General features: G+C 68.7%; 15 protein-coding genes. 9 read left to right on the top strand and 6 right to left on the bottom strand.

Features of this window, described 5'->3' with window-relative positions:
- Positions 1–26 precede the first annotated feature (26 nt).
- The 5 genes from HMPREF0591_RS03520 to HMPREF0591_RS03540 form a co-directional block, all read right to left on the bottom strand.
- Complete coding sequence (locus tag HMPREF0591_RS03520; RefSeq protein ID WP_007167037.1) at positions 27–3,635, bottom strand: murein biosynthesis integral membrane protein MurJ; 3,609 nt, start codon at positions 3,633–3,635, stop codon at positions 27–29.
- Complete coding sequence (locus tag HMPREF0591_RS03525; RefSeq protein ID WP_007167038.1) at positions 3,632–6,013, bottom strand: hypothetical protein; 2,382 nt, start codon at positions 6,011–6,013, stop codon at positions 3,632–3,634. Before HMPREF0591_RS03525 ends, HMPREF0591_RS03520 begins: the two co-directional genes overlap by 4 nt.
- A complete protein-coding gene (locus tag HMPREF0591_RS03530; RefSeq protein WP_040621034.1) occupies positions 6,010–6,744 on the bottom strand; it encodes an NUDIX hydrolase in 735 nt (244 codons plus the stop codon). The genes HMPREF0591_RS03525 and HMPREF0591_RS03530 overlap by 4 nt, the downstream gene beginning before the upstream one ends.
- An 85-nt stretch (positions 6,745–6,829) precedes the next feature.
- Positions 6,830–7,057: a hypothetical protein gene (locus HMPREF0591_RS03535; RefSeq protein WP_040621755.1), complete on the bottom strand. Its 228-nt coding sequence runs from the start codon at positions 7,055–7,057 to the stop codon at positions 6,830–6,832.
- A gap of 91 nt (positions 7,058–7,148) precedes the next feature.
- A complete protein-coding gene (locus tag HMPREF0591_RS03540) occupies positions 7,149–7,391 on the bottom strand; it encodes a hypothetical protein (protein ID WP_040621758.1) in 243 nt (80 codons plus the stop codon).
- A 342-nt stretch (positions 7,392–7,733) separates the two neighbouring features.
- Here HMPREF0591_RS03540 and HMPREF0591_RS03545 point away from each other — a divergent pair, with 342 nt between their 5' ends.
- From HMPREF0591_RS03545 to HMPREF0591_RS33670, 5 genes are all read left to right on the top strand, one after another.
- Positions 7,734–9,170 carry a CCA tRNA nucleotidyltransferase gene (locus HMPREF0591_RS03545; RefSeq protein ID WP_007167042.1) on the top strand — a complete coding sequence of 479 codons (1,437 nt, stop codon included), beginning with the start codon at positions 7,734–7,736 and terminating at the stop codon, positions 9,168–9,170.
- Between the two features lie 36 nt (positions 9,171–9,206).
- Positions 9,207–9,704, top strand: a complete 498-nt coding sequence (locus HMPREF0591_RS03550) for a hypothetical protein (protein WP_007167043.1) — start codon at positions 9,207–9,209, stop codon at positions 9,702–9,704.
- Between the two features lie 91 nt (positions 9,705–9,795).
- Positions 9,796–10,116 carry a DUF2563 family protein gene (locus tag HMPREF0591_RS03555; RefSeq protein ID WP_007167044.1) on the top strand — a complete coding sequence of 107 codons (321 nt, stop codon included), beginning with the start codon at positions 9,796–9,798 and terminating at the stop codon, positions 10,114–10,116.
- A 150-nt stretch (positions 10,117–10,266) separates the two neighbouring features.
- A complete protein-coding gene (locus tag HMPREF0591_RS34540) occupies positions 10,267–10,854 on the top strand; it encodes a hypothetical protein (RefSeq protein ID WP_007167045.1) in 588 nt (195 codons plus the stop codon).
- 573 nt (positions 10,855–11,427) lie between these two features.
- Entirely contained in the window at positions 11,428–11,712 is a 285-nt protein-coding gene (locus tag HMPREF0591_RS33670) for a hypothetical protein (RefSeq protein WP_007167046.1), read from the top strand.
- Positions 11,713–11,977: 265 nt separating this feature from the next.
- Here HMPREF0591_RS33670 and HMPREF0591_RS34545 read toward each other — a convergent pair whose 3' ends face one another.
- A complete protein-coding gene (locus tag HMPREF0591_RS34545) occupies positions 11,978–12,205 on the bottom strand; it encodes a hypothetical protein (RefSeq protein ID WP_157137470.1) in 228 nt (75 codons plus the stop codon).
- Between the two features lie 978 nt (positions 12,206–13,183).
- Between HMPREF0591_RS34545 and HMPREF0591_RS34550 the strand changes: the two genes are divergently transcribed.
- From HMPREF0591_RS34550 to eccB, 4 genes are all read left to right on the top strand, one after another.
- Entirely contained in the window at positions 13,184–13,864 is a 681-nt protein-coding gene (locus tag HMPREF0591_RS34550) for a DUF5631 domain-containing protein (RefSeq protein ID WP_341857995.1), read from the top strand.
- Between the two features lie 156 nt (positions 13,865–14,020).
- The gene (locus tag HMPREF0591_RS03570; RefSeq protein ID WP_007167048.1) at positions 14,021–14,989 is read left to right on the top strand and encodes a hypothetical protein; all 969 of its coding nucleotides are present in this window, start codon (positions 14,021–14,023) and stop codon (positions 14,987–14,989) included.
- A gap of 229 nt (positions 14,990–15,218) precedes the next feature.
- On the top strand, positions 15,219–16,043 hold the full coding sequence (locus tag HMPREF0591_RS03575; protein ID WP_040621042.1) for a transglycosylase SLT domain-containing protein: 825 nt from the start codon (positions 15,219–15,221) through the stop codon (positions 16,041–16,043).
- Between the two features lie 2 nt (positions 16,044–16,045).
- The gene (gene eccB / locus HMPREF0591_RS03580; protein WP_007167050.1) at positions 16,046–17,533 is read left to right on the top strand and encodes a type VII secretion protein EccB; all 1,488 of its coding nucleotides are present in this window, start codon (positions 16,046–16,048) and stop codon (positions 17,531–17,533) included.

The raw sequence follows: 17,533 nt of genomic DNA on the forward strand, positions 1-17,533 counted from the left end.
ACCACGGGCTGCCTTGTTGAGCGCGGTCAGGACGCGGCCTGGACCGTGATCTCGAAGAAACCGGCCTGGCTCTTGCCGTCGGTCGTGCCCAACGTGGAGATCCACACCAGCAGATTCGACGTCGGCGATCCGGCCCGCACCGGGATGACGTTGTGGCCCGGCTTGAGCGTGAAGGCCGGCGCCAGCACGGTGGTGTCGTTGAGCGCCGCGGGTGACGCCGTGGACGACGAGCGGATCTCGACCTTGGTGCCGGTGCTGGGGGTGTCGATGGTGACCTGCCCGACCACCGTGGGACTGGGCAGCTGCAGCATCAGCCCCTCGCCCTGCTTGAAGTTGGGGAACGGGACGGCGTCGGTGTAGACCTCGGTCGCCCAGGCGGTGGAGGGATCGCCGTCGATGGCCTGGCCGGCCGTGCTCGTGTTGTCGGCGTCGCCGTCGGGCGCGTAGACCGTCGCCTTGGTCGGTTTGACCATCCGGCCGGCGGCCGCGGAATTGGTGGCCGACGACGAGGTGGAAGACGAGGGACCGTTCAGCCCGAGCTCGTCCTTGTTGAGGCCGCCGCCGACATTGCCGAAGATCTTGCTCACCACCGACGCCAGCACCAGCAGCGCCGCCACGATGACGACCAGGCCGGCGCCGACACCGATCAACACGTTGCGGCGGCGGCGGGCGAGGACCGCGTCGTCCCGGCTTAGGGATGCGGGCGCGACGGCCGGGGCGGGCGAATCATCGATCGGGCCCAGCACCTCGGTCCGATCGGCCACGGCGGTCGCCTGCTGTAGGAGATTCAAAAGTGTTGAGGCGCTGCGTATCCCGCCGTCCTCCTGGACCGCGCGGACCGCGACGGCCGAGATCTGGAAGGGAATGCCGCGGTCGATCACCATCGGCTCCACCGGCTGGCCCGCCGAGTCGCGTTCGGCCGGGGCCAGCCCGCTGCGCACGCTCGACTCCGTCAGCGGCCACCGATTGACCAAGAGGGCGTACAGCGCGGCACCGATGCCGCGGATGTCGTCCTGCGGGTTGGCGTCGGGCATGGTCGCCGGGTAGGCGAGCACCACGTCGCCCTCGATGCTGACGCGCACCCGGCTCGGGTGGTCGATCGACAACGCGACGCCGGCCCGGTGGGCCGCGTCGGCGGCCGCGGCCAGCGATTGCATGGCCCGGACGGCGCCGACGGGTGACGGGGCGGTGTCGGCCACCTCCTGCAGCGACCCGCCGCGGACCCATTCGGAGACCACCAGGCCGCCGTGCCCGGTGTGGACCACGTCGAGCACCCGGGCGATCCCGGGCTTGTCGATGCGGCTGAGCCGCAGCGTGCGGGACAGGATGTCTTGTAACACCTCGCCCGGCAACGCCCCGTCGGGGTCGACGAAGGTCAGCGCCACCTGCCGGTCCAGAGCGGTGTCCAGCGCCTGCCAGAACTGCAACGGCGGCGCGCCGCCGTGGAAAACCAGCAGGCGATACCGGCCACCGGCGATGCGCGCACCCGGAACCAGATGCACGTCGTCTCCGGCCGGGTCGTTTCCGCGGTCGCGGGGCGCGTCGAACGCTGCCGGACCGCGCCGCGATTCGGGCGCGGCGCCGCCGTTGCGCTGGTCAGAGGGGCGCTCCGGGTTGCGGTCGGCGGGGATGTCGGGTTGGAAGTCGTCGGCGACCGGTCGTGGCAGCTCGGCACCCGACGCGGCGCTCTCGACAGGGCGGTCGGTCACCTCCGGTCCTTTCGCTAGCCGGGCTGGGGCTGCCCGCTCCGGAGGTCTGCGCCGGATCGGCTCCTGGACCGCATTTACCCCAGGCGGGGACGAATTCCTCTGCTCAGGGTACGTGACCGGGGACCGGCCGGACGATCGATCCGGTGTCATGGGTTTGCGGGGAAGCGGCACGCGGCCGCCGAAGCGGCGCCGGACGACGTCCAGCGCCGCCCGGGCCTCCGGAATGCCCGCGCGGAGCATCACCGCGGCCATGATCGGCGCCATGATGACCGCCAGGATGAACAGGCGCAGCAACGAGCCGGCGCCGCCCCCATGCGCCGTCAGCCCGCCCAGCCCCAGCAGCCGATCGGCGACGTGGGCCAGCAAGCCGGCCAGGAGGGAGGCCGTGATCGTCACCAGGATTGTGCGCAGCTCGCCTCGGCCGATCAGGTGCCCGCCGGCGGGCAGCAGGGTGTGCCGCAACAGGAGGTACCCGATGATCGCGCCGGCCAGGAACCCGATCCCGTTGGCCAGCCCCAGGTAGCCGGCCACCAGCTTGGGGTCGTCGGTGACGTGCGGCGCCAGCACGGATCCGACGATCTTGACCGCGGTGATGACGAGGATGATCACGATCGGCGTCCAGGGCTGCTCGCGCGCGTAGAAGACGCGAAGCTGCAGCAGCACCAGCCCGTAGGGGATCAGGGTGAAGGCCGACAGCGCGATCGCGGCGCCCAGGTACCCGGCGTCGACCCCGCCGAAGTGGCCGTAGGCGAACAGCGCGCTGCCGATCGCAGGTCCGCCGACGGTCATGAACGCGACGATCGGGATCAGCGTGACCAGCGTCAGGCGGGTGGCCAGCGACAGGTCGGCGAGCACGGCTTGGGTGTCGTCGGCGGCGGCGTTGCGGCTCAGCCGCGGCATCACCACGGTCAGCACGGTGACCCCGATCATGCCGAACGGCAGCATCAGGACCAGCCACGTGTAGTTGTAGATCGCGGGCCCCGAGGCCGCCGCCGTGCTGGCGATCTGGTTGCCGACGACCAGGCCGAGCTGGCTGATCAACACGTAGAGGACCATCGCGGCGGCCATCGTGCCGAAACGTTTGAGGCGCTCGTCGATTCCCCACATGGGGCGCAGGTCGACGCGCTGGCGCCGCAACGCCACCAACAGCACCGCGGTCTGCGCGAAGACCCCCAGTGTGGTGCCGGCGCCGAGGACCAGCAGTTTGGCGTTGCCCATCCGGACGGGGTCGACTGACAGCTCACCGGGGACGGCCGCGTACACCGCCAGGGTCGCGAGGGCGACGACGTTGTTGACCACCGGCGCCCACGCCGTCGGCCCGAAGACGTTGCGGGTGTTCAGGATTGCCATGAACACCGACGTGAGGCCGTAGGCGAGCACCTGGGGCAGCAGGAGATAGGCGAAGGCGGTGGTCAGCGGCTCGTTGACCTGCGGGGCGCGGCCGAGCATGAGCCGCACCAGCAGCGGGGCGGCGAGCACCGACAGCGCGGTCGCCAACAGCAGCAGCGCGGTCGTCAGCGTGACCAGGCGGCGCACGAACGCCGCGCCGCCGTCGGGGTCGCCCTGCTCCGCGCGCGCCAGCACCGGCACGAATATCGCGGTGAAGGTCGCCTCCAGCACCAGCGCGGCCACCAGGTTCGGCAGCTGGTTGGCCACCGAGAAGGCGCTCGACAGGGCGGCGCCCAGTATGGCCGCCAGCAGCACGATGCGGGCGAACCCGGTGAGCCGGCTGACCAGCGTGGCGAACGCCATGGCCCACGACCGCGACACCAAGGCGGCGTCGGACAGTTCGGGGCGCCGGCGGTCGACGCCCGCGGGGACGGGCGGCAGGGGCCCCGTGGGCGGGGAGCCCGGTGCCCGGGGCCGCCGCGACGGCTGGGGCAGGCGCTGCTGTTGCGGGGCGGCCTGCCGGTGGGCGGGGTTCATACCCGGTGCTCTTGTTCGACCCGATGGTCGGCCCGGTCGTGAGCGTCGGCGTGACGCGGGTGCGGCGGGTCCGGGCGGTCCAGGTCGGCGCGGTCGGGCTGGCCGCGGAAGCGGTGCCACAGCCGCCGCCCGGCCAGCAACACCAGCACGGCGGCGGCGGTCATCGTGATCGCGAACAGGACCTTGCCGTAGGCATTGGAGTGCACCGACAGGCGCACCGGTTCGCCCAGCCGCATGCCGTCCGGGGTCCGCAGCGACACGTCGATGGCGACGCGTTGGGTGAAGTTCACTTCGATCGGCACCCGCAGCGGTAGATATCCCGGCGGCAGCTCGATCTGGCCCACGTCGGTGACGCTCATCCCCGGCGGGGCGTCGACCTGCAGCCGCACCCGGATGGGCACGGCCAGGCCGTTGTGCAGCGCCAGCGGCAGCGGGCTGTGCTCGGTGGCCAGCGTGTACGAGCCGCCCGGGTTGACGATGGTGACGGCGCCGAACAGGTCGTTGATCGTCTTGCCGACGACGGCCAGGCGCTGCTGGGCCAGTCCGTTGCGGGTGTCGGGCGGCTCGGATTGGCTCAACGCGCGCAGCATGTCTTCACGCAGGGGGGCGGTGTACGCGAAGCCGGTCAGCCCGGTGCGTTCGTCGGTGCTGAGCGCGGAGGTCAGGCCCCACAGCCGGCCGACCTGACCGGCGATCGCGGCGGTGACGTCGTCGCCGAAGCGGCCGCGCGCGGAGGTGTAGGTGCCCGGCGGCTGGGACGGATCGGTGCGGGCGGCGGCGTCGGCGATTACCGCCGGCAACGGCCGCGACACCGCCAGGCCCGAACGGATGCTGGTGGTCAGCGCGGTCAGGATGACGTGGGCGTCGTCGGCCTGCAGGTTCCACGTCGCCGGCGGGACCAGGAGCTGGGTGCGGGGGGCGTCGTCGCGCCGTAAGGCGTGCCAGAACATCGAGCCCAGGGCGTCCTGGCGGCGCGCGGTCACGGAGTCGTGCGCGAGCCGGACGGTCAGCGAGGGGTCCAGGTAGGTGGGCGCGGCGGGGGAGCTTCCCGCCCCGGCCAGGGCGGCGCCGACCGCCGGGTCGAACGGTGCCACCACTACTTGCGGGGACAGCCGCCGCGGCGCGGTGTCGACGGTGGTCTCGGAGGATCCCCGCGCATCGGGGGCGGACAGGTCGGCGGCGGCGACGGCGACGGTGCTTTGGTTGGCGCCCAACAGGGACACCGCGCGGTTGGTCAGCGGACCGTCGGGTAATAGGGTGGCGCCGCGCACCGAGGCCACGTCCAGGATGCGGTCGACGATGCTGTTGACGCCGGTGGTGGCGGCCGCGCTGAGCCCTCGGTCGTTGACGCGTTGCAGGGCGTCCAGGTCGGCTTGCGCGTAAGGCAGCGGCACGACACAGGTGCGTTGCGCCAGCGCGCGCAGCCGGTCGAGCCATTCGACCGCCGCGGCCTGCCCGGCGCCCGGATGCGTCGGGGTGCCCGGGAGTTGGGCGGGCCCGTCCGGCGAATCGGAGACCACGTAGCCGGCGGTCATCGCGTTGACAGTGACGAGCAGGTCGGGGTCGACGGCCAGACACAGGGCGCGGCCGACGGCGCCGTCGGGGTCGACGTCGTGGCTGGTGGCGACCTCGGCCGCGGACAGCAGGATGTCCAGCCGGCCGCCGCCGGCCAGGGAGGTGGCCAGCTCGTCGTCGACCAGGCGGACCGGGATGGTGCCGCCGGGGACGCCCGGGGCCAGCCGGGGCCGGTCGGCCAGCGGCCACAGCATGGTGATCCACACCGGTTTGGAGGTGTCGGGCGCGACCGCCGAACTCAGGTCGCCGCCCTGGTCGGGCGGGACGCCGACCACCGGCAACAGGAACCGCGCGTTGTCCAGGCGGGCGGGGGCGCCGTAGTCGGGTGTCCCGTTGACGTTGACCAGGACCGGGTAGATGCCCGGTTTCTCGACGCCCAGCGACTGCTTGGTCAGCGAGCGCAGCGGCGCGGACAGGGTGAAGCCGGCCTCTTGCCCGCGCTGTAGTTCGGGAGCCACCGTGAGGAAGTCGGCGGCCGGCTGGTATTGGTCGGTGTCGCCGTCCAGGGTGGTCCGCAAGCCCGTGGACGCGGTGACCGCACCGGCGTGTTCGAGCCGGACCATCACGTCGCGCACGGGACGGTCGCCGATGTTGGTCACCATGCCGCTGACCGTGACGACGGGCTGGCTCGACGTGGTGACCACGTCCGGGGTCACTTGGTCGATGCGGACCCGGACGAAGGGCGTGACACCGGGCTCGCCCGCGGCCGCGCGCGGCGCGACGGGCCCGGTGAGCACCGCAAACCCGGCCACGATGCCGATCACTGCCGCGAGGCGCAACAAGCAGAGTCGGGACGCCGTCACGGCCCTGGCCTGTGGCCGTTCTTCCGGCTGGTGGCCGGCTTGTCGGCGTGCCGGGTGCGTGAGTGCGTCTGCGGGCGGCGCCGGGGGGAGGTGGGCGGCAACGGCGGCAAGGCGGCGGGGCCGTCGCTCTGCAGCTTGTCGATGAGCTCGTCGGCCACGCGGGCCAGCCGCCGTTCGTCGGCGTAGGCCAGCTTCGCCGGCAGTTCGTGGATCGGCACCCAGGCCACCTCGGCGACTTCGAGGTCGTCGTCGGACAGCTCGCCGCCGGAGAAGCGCATTAGATAGTGGTGCACGGTCTTGTGCACCCGGCGGCCGTCGGTGACGAACCAGTAGTCGATGCGTCCCAGCGCGGCCAGCACGCTGCCGCGGATGCCGGTCTCTTCGGCGACCTCTCTTATCGCCGTCTGTTCCGCGGTCTCACCGAGTTCGATGTGCCCCTTGGGCAGCGACCACAGCATCCGCCCGCGCCGATCCGTGCGGCCGATCAGCGCGGCCACCAGGGAGTCACGGGGACCGTCGAGGCCGTCGATCACCAGACCGCCGGCGGATGTTTCGTGCACGGTACGCAACCGGTCCGGTCCGCGGCGAGGCGAACGGGATCGGCGCGATTGCGTCGCTGTGGAGTCGGTGGGGGCTTGGCCGTTCGTCTGGTTCTCGGCCGGACCCGCAGCGCCACGGCCGCGGCGCCGCCCCCGGCGCCGACGTGGCTTGCTTTGTTCGCCTTCCGACACCCAAGCGATAGTAGCTGGCACGGCATCGTCTCCCAGGACATACTCGCCGCTGGGGAGCGCGTTGGTGTAAAGCCGAAGCGGCCGCTCAGATCGGGCCGATCGCGTTGGCGATGACAAATGCCGGAATGAAGATCAGGAGTGAGAGTGGCCCGGACAGGCTGCCGAGCATCATTCCGCGGCCGATCTGGCCCCATCGGCCCGATGCTCGCGCGACGAGGGCGCCGACGCCGACGTATAGCAGCGTCACCGGCAGAACGATAAATACGAAGGGCCACATCGGCAGAACAAACAGCCAGGTGATGAGGTCGACCACGAAGACGTGCGCGATGGCCACCGCGAAACTCACGGGCCCGTTGCGATTGTCGGGTGTGGTGGCTCGGGGTGTATTTGTCATCGGTGGCCCTTCAGCGCAGGACCAAATAGGCGAAGATCGTTCCCCCCGCGAGCACGACCGCCGAGCAGCTGACGACGCTGATGCCAAGGCCGCGACTACGCGGCGATCCGGACTTCAGGAGTGCGGCGCCGACAACCAGCGACACCACCGCCGTAATCACGGTCGCGGCCAGCATCCATGCGCGCTCACCGGCATACGCACTGTGCGTGTCGAACGGCCACTTACCCAGCAGCCACATCGCGACAAGCAACATTCCCAGGATCAGTTGAACGACGAAGGGCGCCGACCATGTCGCCGTGCGCCAGGCGCGGGCGTCGAAGAAATCCGCTCGGGTAGAAGTCGACATGTCGATGCTCTCTGTCACTGAAGGTCACGCCGACCGACCGAATTGGCAATGTGCCGTTGATGTTCCACAAGGCGTCGTCCGTCGCAGCTGCACCGCATTACCCCGCCGTTCCACCCTTCCCGTAGCGCGTAACGCTACTACCGCACGCCGGGCGGTCAATTCACCGTCGAGGCGGGCCAGCGGTTCCACGCGCAGGTGCGAGGCTCCTCACACGGGTTCTTCGGCCCCGGCCGACTACGCTGATCGAACGTGTCCGAAGCCGATGTCGAGCTGCTCGCCGCCGCCGCGGTTGCCCTGAACCAGCACGCGCCCATGCTGCGCGAGTTGGGCTCGGCGTTCGACGCGGCGGGCCACGAGCTGTACCTCGTCGGCGGTTCCGTGCGAGACGCCGTGTTGGGCCGGTTGAGCCCCGACCTGGACTTCACCACCGACGCGCGGCCCGAACAGGTGCAAGAAATTTTGCGCCGCTGGGCCGACAACCTGTGGGACACCGGCATCGAGTTCGGCACGGTCGGCGTCGGCAAGGGTGGCAATCGCTTGGAGATCACCACTTTCCGCGCCGACGCCTACGACCGGGTGTCGCGCAAGCCCGAGGTGCAGTTCGGTGAGCGGCTCGAGGACGACCTGGTGCGGCGCGACTTCACGGCCAACGCGATGGCCGTGCGCATCACCCCCGAGGGCCCGGGTGAGTTCCTCGATCCCCTGGGCGGTTTGGCCGCGCTGCGGCAACGGGTGCTCGACACCCCGGCGGCTCCGTCGGTGTCCTTCGGTGACGACCCGCTGCGGATGCTGCGCGCGGCGCGGTTCGTCGCGCAGCTCGGCTTCGCCGTCGCCCCGCGGGTGCGCGAGGCGATCGAGGAGATGGCTCCGGAGTTGGCGCGGATCAGCGCCGAGCGGGTGGCCGCCGAGCTGGACAAGCTGCTCCTCGGCGACGACCCGGTGTCCGGCATCGACCTGCTGGTGCAGACCGGCATGGGCGAGGTCGTGCTGCCCGAGGTCGGCGGCATGCAGATGGCCATCGACGAACATCACCAGCACAAGGACGTCTACCAGCATTCGCTGACCGTGCTGCGGCAGGCGATCGCGCTCGAGGATGACGGCCCGGACCTGGTGCTGCGCTGGGCCGCGCTGCTGCACGACATCGGCAAGCCCGCCACCCGGCGCCACGAAGCCAACGGCGGCGTCAGTTTCCACCATCACGAGGTGGTCGGCGCCAAGATGACGCGAAAGCGGTTGCGCGCGTTGAAGTATTCCAAGCAGATGGTCGACGACGTGTCGCAGCTGGTGTATCTGCATCTGCGGTTCCACGGCTACGGCGAGGGCAAGTGGACCGATTCCGCGGTGCGCCGCTACGTGACCGATGCGGGGCCGTTGTTGCCGAGGCTGCACAAGCTGGTGCGGGCCGACTGCACCACCCGCAACAAGCGCCGGGCCGCGCGGCTGCAAGCCAGCTACGACCGGCTGGAGGCGCGGATCGTCGAGCTGGCCGCCCAGGAGGATCTGGCGCGCGTGCGTCCCGACCTTGACGGCAACGCGATCATGAAGCTGCTGGACATCCCGGCCGGCCCGCAAGTCGGGGAGGCGTGGCGGTTCCTCAAAGAGCTGCGGTTGGAACGGGGGCCGTTGACGGCCGAGGAGGCGACCGCGGAACTGCTGGACTGGTGGCGGTCGCGGGGGAACCGATAGCGGCGGTTGACCGTCCGATCTTGTGTGGACCTTTGCATGAGCGGCGACGACGGCAGCGCGGAGATCTGGCACCGGGATCTCGACCTTGATCTGGACGGCGATGGTCGGCTCGACGCCTTCGGGTTGGACTTCGATGGTGACGGCCTGCACGACGACGCATTCGTGGATCTCGACGGCGACGGCGTCGCCGATCATGTGGTGCTCGACCTCGACAACGACGGAACGCCTGAGGCGTATTTCACCGACGACGGGTCCGGAACGTGGGGGGTGGCCACGGACCAGGGGCGGCAGCTGCGCTGGTTCGGGCTCGACGGCGCCGAGCACACCGGCGGTCCGCTGGTGGATTTCGACGGCCAGGGCCGCGCCGACGACCGGCTGTTCGATACGGACGGCGACGGGGTGGCCGATCGGGTGCTGTGCGCCGGCGACGAGGGGGTCACCGGCTACGTCGATACCGATGGCGACGGCAAGTGGAATGTCCGGCTGAGTGACGGCGATGGGGATGGGTTGGCCGATGGCGCCAGCTCTCTGTAGGCCGCGGGCTCTGTAACGTGAATTGACCACTGTTGATTGGATATTTAGCCTGGTCAGTACGCGTTGCCGAGTCAGTTCGAAAGGGGTGGCGATGTTCGTCGACACAGCGCTGTTGCACTCCGGAGGCAACGAGTCACATCGCGCAGGAGGGCATGCGCAAGAGGGAGCCGACCAACTCGCGCGCGGCCCGCTGGCGTCGGGGATGTTCGGTGATTTCGCGGCGGCCGACGCATTCCATGAAGCCGTCACCACCGCCCACACGCAGCACGTGCAGAACCTGCAGGGTCACAAGCAGACGCTGACCGACGTCGGCGCGAAGGCGCATTACGCGGCTAAGGGTTTCACGAGCATGGACCAGCAGAACGCGGGCGAATTGAAGGCTGTGCGACCGCGTTCCGGTACGTCGGCGTGACGGGCGTGAGCGCCCAGCCCAGTCTGCTGCGGTCGTCAAAGCCGCCTTGCAGGGTATGTGCTGGCTAGAGTCCACTTTCGTAGTGACGCGCGAACCGCGTGATAATCAAAGAGGATGAGCACCACGCGGTGGCGATGTGAGGAGGGCTGGATGGGGGATCTACGTCCCAGTCTCGGGGGGGAACCACCTGTCGGTCCGCCATCGGGTCAGTGGCAGCCGACGTACCCGCCTCAACTCTTAGGACGTCCTCTCGTAGGACGTCCTCGAACTTGGCCGGCGATCGCCTTGTCAGCAATTGCCGCGCTATTGGCTGTCGGTGCAATGGTTATTGCAATGACCCGGCCCACCAGCGGCCCATCAGGCTCATCAGGCGCCCTCCCGGCCACCACAACCACAGTTGCCTACACGGCGGAGCAAACCGCAGCTGCGCATCAGAAGTTATGCGACGCTTATAAGCTGGCCGGTCGTGCAGTCCAAATCGAGACAAACGGGAAGAATTCGGAGCGCGCCGGTATAGCGACAGTAAATGGTGCCGTGATGCTCGAAGAGGCGGTAAACGCCAATCCAGCGATGGGTGCCGGCGATCGAGCCGCTGCGCTAGCCCTGGCTGAGTCGTACAGCAACGTTGCAGTCGTATCGAGCCTGGCCACTGGTAGCGACGACCCCACTTGGCAGGCTGCGCTCAGTGACGCTAACGCGAAGGACGCCGCTATGCAAAAGGTTTGCGGCGGTGCGTAACGCACGAGCGGACGAAATATTTACCGGCGCAGTCTTTAAGCATCACGGCTGATCGTTCTGGCGCTTTCGTCCACAGCGCCGACCACCGCGGAAGATTGCCACTGAAGGCGCCTACCCCCACGGTGTGGTCAACTCGGGCTAGAGGGTCCGTGACGACATCAGCTCCGCATGCACGACGGGGGCCGCACAGCAGTGGATCGCGGCACCAGTGAATTGCTGCTGTCCCTCCCCTCTACCACTATGGAGTTTGGCGGCTACACGGATGCGTGTAAACAGTCTCGACTGATGTGGAAAACGCGGAGAGGGAGACGTATGGTAGCGAATCAGCCCTCTTGGGAGCCCGGCGTGGGACCGCCCGCCCAGCCACCCGCGGCTAATTGGGTACCGAACCATTTCGGACAGCCAGCACGGCGGTCGCGCGCGTGGCTGACGGTTGCCTTAGCCTTAACCGCCGCCATCTCTGCCCTGGTCGTGGCCCTTGCACAACCGACAGCTCCGAGCGCGCCAGCCATCTCTGCTGCGCCCAGTTACTCCCCGACAGATGTCGCCGACGCGCAACAGCAGCTGTGCGACATGTATCAACTTGCAGCCAAAGCTGTTCAAGTGGACACCGCTGGCACTGACAAAGCGCTGGCGCGCATCGCCACAACCAATGGGGCCCTGATGCTCGACAGGGCAGCGAGCAATCCAGCCCTCGACTGCAAGCACCGGGACGCAGCGGGCGCTCTCAAGGCTGCTTACCTCACTGTGACAGCCAAGAGCAGCTACGTAGTCGCATCCGAAACCGACTTTCAGTCGGCACTAGACAATGTCATCGGGAAGGATGCGGTGATGAAAAAGGTATGCGGTGTGGGCTGACCTTCCGCCCGGCAAGTTCACAGCGGCGCTAATCGGCCCTTGGTGGTCAGCACCGTCGACTGAGTTACGCGCAGGGGCTCAACATTGGAGCCAATCGTGTGCCGAACAGCAGCTGTTTTCTCAGAACTTGCGTAATCAATGGACAGTGATCGCGGCACACAATCAAGGCCATACCGCGGACGACCTCATATCGAGATATCAAGACGGCGAAAGGTTTCATCTCGATCTCGCTGAGAAGTACCAAGCGAAGGCAGGAGCGTTCAATTCAGCTGCTGACGCGACCGACTATTTGCGGAGCCGATTGGCAGAAATAGCGCATACGGGTAATAGCGAGATAGATCAAATTCTCGCTTCCAAGGAGCCGCTGCCACAGAAGGTAGCTGAGGTACAGGCCGTTCAGTTGCGTTGCAACGGTGATGCCGCGAATGCAAGCGCGGCAGCGGTAGACAAAATTATGACGGCGACCCAGAAGATCTTGGATGTTGAAGGCCATGGTGGCGACGCTCGGACGTGGGCACGTGAAAACGGCTTCAACACAGATAGTGTTCAGCCACCACGCTCTATCACTGGTGACGATTTGAAGCCGGGGGCCGGACCTTCGTTGGCAGAACCACGCATGGGCGGCGCCGGGCTGAATGCTGGCGCAACGCACACGGACCAGAATTTATCAGCACCGAATGCCCCCGGCCCTCGGGTCAATGCGGCTGGGATGCATGGCGGTGAACCCCATCCTGGTGGGTTCATGCCGACTGGACCGAGGGTCGGCGGCACCGGGTATCCGGGCGCGGCAGGTGCCGCGGCACCGACACTCTCCAGCGGCGTGTCATCGGTGGGTCATGGCGGACCGGTCGCGCCAGGAATGTCGGGCATGGGCGGCAGCCCGATGACCACGTCACCAGCCGGTCTTGGCGGCTCGCCCAACTTGGCCCAATCATTCGCATCCGGCATGGCAACGGGGCAGCCGGCCGGTGCGGGCGCTCAAGGCATTTCGTCGGGCGCAATGAACGCAATGGAGTCCGGAGCGGGCGCACCTCCGCAGGCCGGACCACCTGCGGGCACACCACCGGTGGCACCGACCGCACCAAGTGCAGGTGTCTTCATCCCGACGGGCACTCCCGCCGACGCACCCCCGCCGCCCGCTCCGGCTCCGCCGGCAACAGGAACCGCTCCGGTCGCGCCGGTGATGACAGGCGGATCTTGGTCTGGAACGGCGGCTTCCGTATCCGGTGGCCCGAGTGTGCCCGCCGGCCCACTGCCCGCGTACGGCGCCGATCTGCGCCCAACGGCCGCAGCGCCGCCTGCCACACCATCAGCTGCGGCCGGACCGGTCTCGGGCGCGCCGGTCGCACCCTCGCCAGGGTCCTCGCCATCGGCGGGCGGCCCTTTTGTTTCCCCGGTGGAGCGGGCGGCACAGGGAGCAGCCGCCGGGCAGGCCGGCGCGAGCCCGTCGAGCATGGTCGGTGCGTCAGCGATGTCAGCAGCAACCGGCGCAGCTGCCGGCGCGGTATCGAGCAGGGCGGCCGAGCAGCAACGGTTGCAGCGGCTCGTCGACGCGGTCGCCCGACAGGAACCGCGACTTTCGTGGGCTGCTGGGCTGCGTGACGATGGCACGACCACGTTGCTTGTTACTGACCTCGCTGGCGGATGGATGCCGCCTCACGTCCGTCTTCCCGCCCATGTAACCCTGCTCGAGCCAGCCGCACGCCGACGAGACGCCAACGTGGTCGACTTGTTGGGCGCCGTCGTCGTTGCCGCCGCCCATGAGCACAACACTTACGTCGCGGAATCGGATCCCGAAGCTCCAACGCTGAGCGGTGATCGCCCCGCCCGCACCGTCGCATCCCAGGTAGACGAGCTTGGACCGACTTTGGTCGAAGCTGTTCGTCGACGCGATGGCCTCCCACGAATCGCGCAGGCTATAGCGGCGCCAGCGGTACGAAAAACGGGCGTGCTCGACAGCGAAGCCGAGCTGCTGCACAAATGCATGAATGATATTCAGCAGTCGGTATTGAGCCTCTATCCCAATCACGACGTCGCTGCAGTTGGCGACTGGATGCTCTTGGCCGCGATCGAGGCGGTAATCGAAGGGCATGAATACCTTGCGAACTACCACTTAGCCTGGTTCATAGCGATAACGCGGGGTGATTCGTAAGGCATCGAATCGGGCATATCTGCGTCAATAGGCCACGACGCCCGGCCGTCGCGGCGTCGCGACGAGGCGAATACGCCGTGAGGCCACTTGTGACAGAATGACACTGCAACGCGGCCAGCGAAATGGTGACTGGACCTTAGCGATGGGGGTGAAGTCATGACAGGCGATGCGGTACCGGCGTTTCCCCCGAGTCCTGGTGGCGCCCCGATCCGAATCACACCGGAGATCCTGTTGCAGGGACTGGGTATAGTCCCGCCGCCACCGGTGACAATGCCACCGCCTCCGCCGCCGGACCCGTCGCCTACGGGTGCTGCTGGTGGGGGGCTCTACGCGGCCTCGGGTGCCGGCGTGCCCAAGGATGCGGCCGATAGCGCCCAAGGAGACGCGGACCGTCGAGCTCACGCCGCCGACGCGGCCGCGAAATTTCCTGAAAACGAAGCTCAGTCGGCGCAGCAGATGCAGAACGTCGGTCAGCAAGCCCCGCAGATGATGCAGCAGATGCTGCAGAGCATCACGGGCGCGCTCGGGGGAGCGGTCGGCGGCGTCATGCAACCGCTGACGCAGCTGCCGCAGCAGGCGATGCAGGCCGGCCAGAGCGCCATCCAGCCTTTGATGAGCGCGGTCCAGGGCGCCCACGGCGCGGGCCTCGTCAACGACGCGCATCTGGTCGACAGCGTCAAACCAGACGCGGGACTGGGCGGCGGCGCGGGTTCGGGCGGGGGCGGTGCCGGCCTTGGCGGTGGCACGACGCCCGCCAGTTCTCTTGGCCCGCCGCCGGTGCCGACGTCGTCCCCGCCGACAACCCCTGCCGGCGCTGCCAAGGCGGCCATGACGCCGCCGGTCAGCGGCGCGCCAACCACCGCGGGTCCGACCAGCATGGGCGGCATGGGGATGATGCCCCCCGGCGCGATGGGCGGCCACGGCGAAGGCGGCAATAAAGAGAAGCCTCCGGAGAAGCGCATCTCGGCCCCGGGCGTGCCCAATGGCCAGCCGGTCAAGGGCCGCCTGACGATGCCGCCGAGCCCGCCGGCGCCCAAGCCCGGCGAGGACAAACCCACCGTGGTGACCAACCGGCCGAATCGGCGGATCGTGATCATGCCGACGGACGACGCGGCTAAGGAATAGCCCAGCCTGCGGCGCCATTCTCAAGACTCCGAAGGTGAGTGGTCGCGCGCCGGTCCCGGCAGTAGGGTCGCTACGTAATCGCTCGTTATTGACAGCGGAACTGCCGATTCGTGCATGCTATTGCTACGGATTTGCGGCCAGAGGGTGTGGGAGTAGCAGCTCGAGTGTCCAGGACGGATGGACGCAATAGGGGACCAGGGTGGGGCAGTCATTGACTGATCCGCTGACGATGCACGCGGTGGCGGCCTTGGCCCGCGGCCACGGTCTGTTCGCTAGTGAGGCGACCGCCGCCCGGGTCGACAACACGCAGCAACACGGCGAGGTGCGAACCGAGGGCCTGCCCGACGCGGCAGCAAGAAGGTCGACCAAAACCCTGAACGAACTCCGCCGGTCCACCGACACCGACCGCACGCTGGCACGGATCATGGCGATGGCGCACCAGGATCATGCGCAGGCGAGGGCCGCGACCCGGGCGGTCCTGGACGACGCCACGACCGACCTGTCCACGGCCGATACCCCGATGGCACGGCGCGAGGCGATGGCCCGGATGGCGGGCAGGCTGCGGGCCCAGCGCCGGCACATCCTCAACTCGCGCCGGCGGGCACGGCTGCTGGCGCTGCGGCTGCGCCGGCTGCGCTACCGACAAAGGCGGAAAATGCGAGGCGACCAGGGCAGCGGACGGCCGGCCGTCGTAGCGGCGATCCGTAAGGCGTTGGACATCAAGGGCATTCACGATCCGGCAGCGCGCGCCCGCTGGGAACGCGGCATGGATCTGGTCGCTCGCCGCGAGTCCGACTACAACGCCAACGCGGTCAACGACTGGGACTCCAACGCGGCGCGGGGCACGCCGAGCAAGGGCGCGTGGCAGTTCATCGCGCCCACGTTCGCGGCCTATCACCAGCCGGGAACATCGCGCGACATCCACAACCTGGTGGCACAGGCGTGCGCGTTCATCAACTATGCGATGGGCCGCTACGGCGTCGCCCCGGACGCGTCCAATCTGGCCGATCTGATTCAGCAGGCCGATCCTCGCCGATCACCTAAGGGGTATTGAGCATGCCGCTGAGTCTGTCGAACCGCGACCAGAATTCCGGTCACCTGTTCTACAACCGACGGCTGCGCGCGGCGACCACCCGGTTCTCGGTGCGGATGAAGCACGACGACCGCAAGCAGACCGCCGCGCTGGTGTTGTCCATCTTGCTGGTGGCCATTGCCGCCGGATGGATGATGCTGCTCAACGTGCTGAAACCGACTGGCGCAGTGGGAGAATCGTCCATCATCGGCGACCGGGACTCCGGCGCGATCTACGCCCGCATCGACGGGCGCCTCTATCCGGCGCTGAACCTGACGTCCGCCCGGCTGGCCACCGGAACGGCGAACCAACCGACCTGGGTGAAGCGCAGCGAGATCGCGAAGTACCCGACCGGGCCGCTGATCGGCATCCCCGGTGCCCCCGCGGCGATGCCGGTGAATCGCGGCGCGATTTCGGCGTGGGCCGTGTGCGACACTGCCGGGCGCCCGCGCAGCGGCGAGAAGCCGGTCGTCACCTCGATCGCGGGCACGCTCAACGGCGGCGGTCGCGCGGCGCCGCTGGCCGACGATGCCGGCGTGCTGGTCACGTTCGAGGGCAACACCTACGTCATCTGGGGCGGCAAGCGCTCGCAGGTCGACCCGGCCAGCCGAGCGATCACCCTGAGCCTGGGGCTCGACCCGGGAGTGACGTCGCCGGTGGAGATTTCGCGCGCGCTGTTCGACGGATTGCCCGCCACCGAGCCGTTGCGCGTCCCCGACGTTCCCCAGGCGGGCGCGCCGTCGACCTGGGTGTCGGGTTCGCAGGTGGGCGCGGTGCTGCAGGCCCAAACCGCCGGCGGGGGCAAGCAGTTCTATGTCCTGCTGCCCGACGGAGTCCAGAAGATCACCAGCTTCGTCGCCGACCTGCTGCGCAGCGCCAACTCCTACGGTTCGACGGCGCCGCGCGTGGTCACCCCCGACGTGCTGGTCAACATCCCCCAGGTGAACTCGCTGGCCGTGGATTACTACCCCACCAAGCGGCTGAATTTCGTTGACACCGCGGCCAATCCGACCACCTGCGTCGGGTGGGAGAAGGGCTCGACGGACCCGCAGGCCCGCGTCGTCATCTACAACGGACGCGGCCTTCCGGTGTATTCGTACCTGGACGACCGGATCGTGCACCTGGTGCGCGACGACCGCGACCCGGCGTCGGTGGTCGCCGACCAGGTGCTGGTGCTGCCGGGGGCGGCCAACTTCGTCACCTCGACCAGCGGGGTCATCACCTCGGACTCGCGCGAATCGCTGTTCTGGGTGTCCGACAACGGGGTGCGGTTCGGCATCGCCGCCAACGACGACACGATGCGCGCGCTCGGGCTCGACCCGGCCGCGGCGGTGCAGGCGCCGTGGCCGTTACTGCGCACTTTCGCTGCGGGCCCGGCCCTGTCGCGGGAGGCGGCGCTCGTGGCGCGCGACACCGTGCCGGCCCTGGGGAAGGCGGCCGTGGTGACGACATCGGCGAAGGCGGGAGGCTAG

This window comes from Mycobacterium parascrofulaceum ATCC BAA-614, from assembly GCF_000164135.1.
In the GTDB taxonomy this organism is placed as follows: domain Bacteria; phylum Actinomycetota; class Actinomycetes; order Mycobacteriales; family Mycobacteriaceae; genus Mycobacterium; species Mycobacterium parascrofulaceum.

Bases quoted from the DNA above. Each gene is read 5' to 3' on its own strand.
- HMPREF0591_RS03520 (WP_007167037.1), bottom strand. From the start codon at position 3,635: ATGAACCCCGCCCACCGGCAGGCCGCCCCGCAACAGCAGCGCCTGCCC.
- HMPREF0591_RS03540 (WP_040621758.1), bottom strand. From the start codon at position 7,391: ATGTTGCTTGTCGCGATGTGGCTGCTGGGTAAGTGGCCGTTCGACACG.
- HMPREF0591_RS03550 (WP_007167043.1), top strand. From the start codon at position 9,207: ATGAGCGGCGACGACGGCAGCGCGGAGATCTGGCACCGGGATCTCGAC.
- HMPREF0591_RS03555 (WP_007167044.1), top strand. From the start codon at position 9,796: ATGTTCGTCGACACAGCGCTGTTGCACTCCGGAGGCAACGAGTCACAT.
- HMPREF0591_RS34540 (WP_007167045.1), top strand. From the start codon at position 10,267: ATGGGGGATCTACGTCCCAGTCTCGGGGGGGAACCACCTGTCGGTCCG.
- HMPREF0591_RS33670 (WP_007167046.1), top strand. From the start codon at position 11,428: ATGTATCAACTTGCAGCCAAAGCTGTTCAAGTGGACACCGCTGGCACT.
- HMPREF0591_RS34545 (WP_157137470.1), bottom strand. From the start codon at position 12,205: ATGGCCTTCAACATCCAAGATCTTCTGGGTCGCCGTCATAATTTTGTC.
- HMPREF0591_RS34550 (WP_341857995.1), top strand. From the start codon at position 13,184: ATGTCAGCAGCAACCGGCGCAGCTGCCGGCGCGGTATCGAGCAGGGCG.
- HMPREF0591_RS03570 (WP_007167048.1), top strand. From the start codon at position 14,021: ATGACAGGCGATGCGGTACCGGCGTTTCCCCCGAGTCCTGGTGGCGCC.
- HMPREF0591_RS03575 (WP_040621042.1), top strand. From the start codon at position 15,219: ATGCACGCGGTGGCGGCCTTGGCCCGCGGCCACGGTCTGTTCGCTAGT.
- eccB (WP_007167050.1), top strand. From the start codon at position 16,046: ATGCCGCTGAGTCTGTCGAACCGCGACCAGAATTCCGGTCACCTGTTC.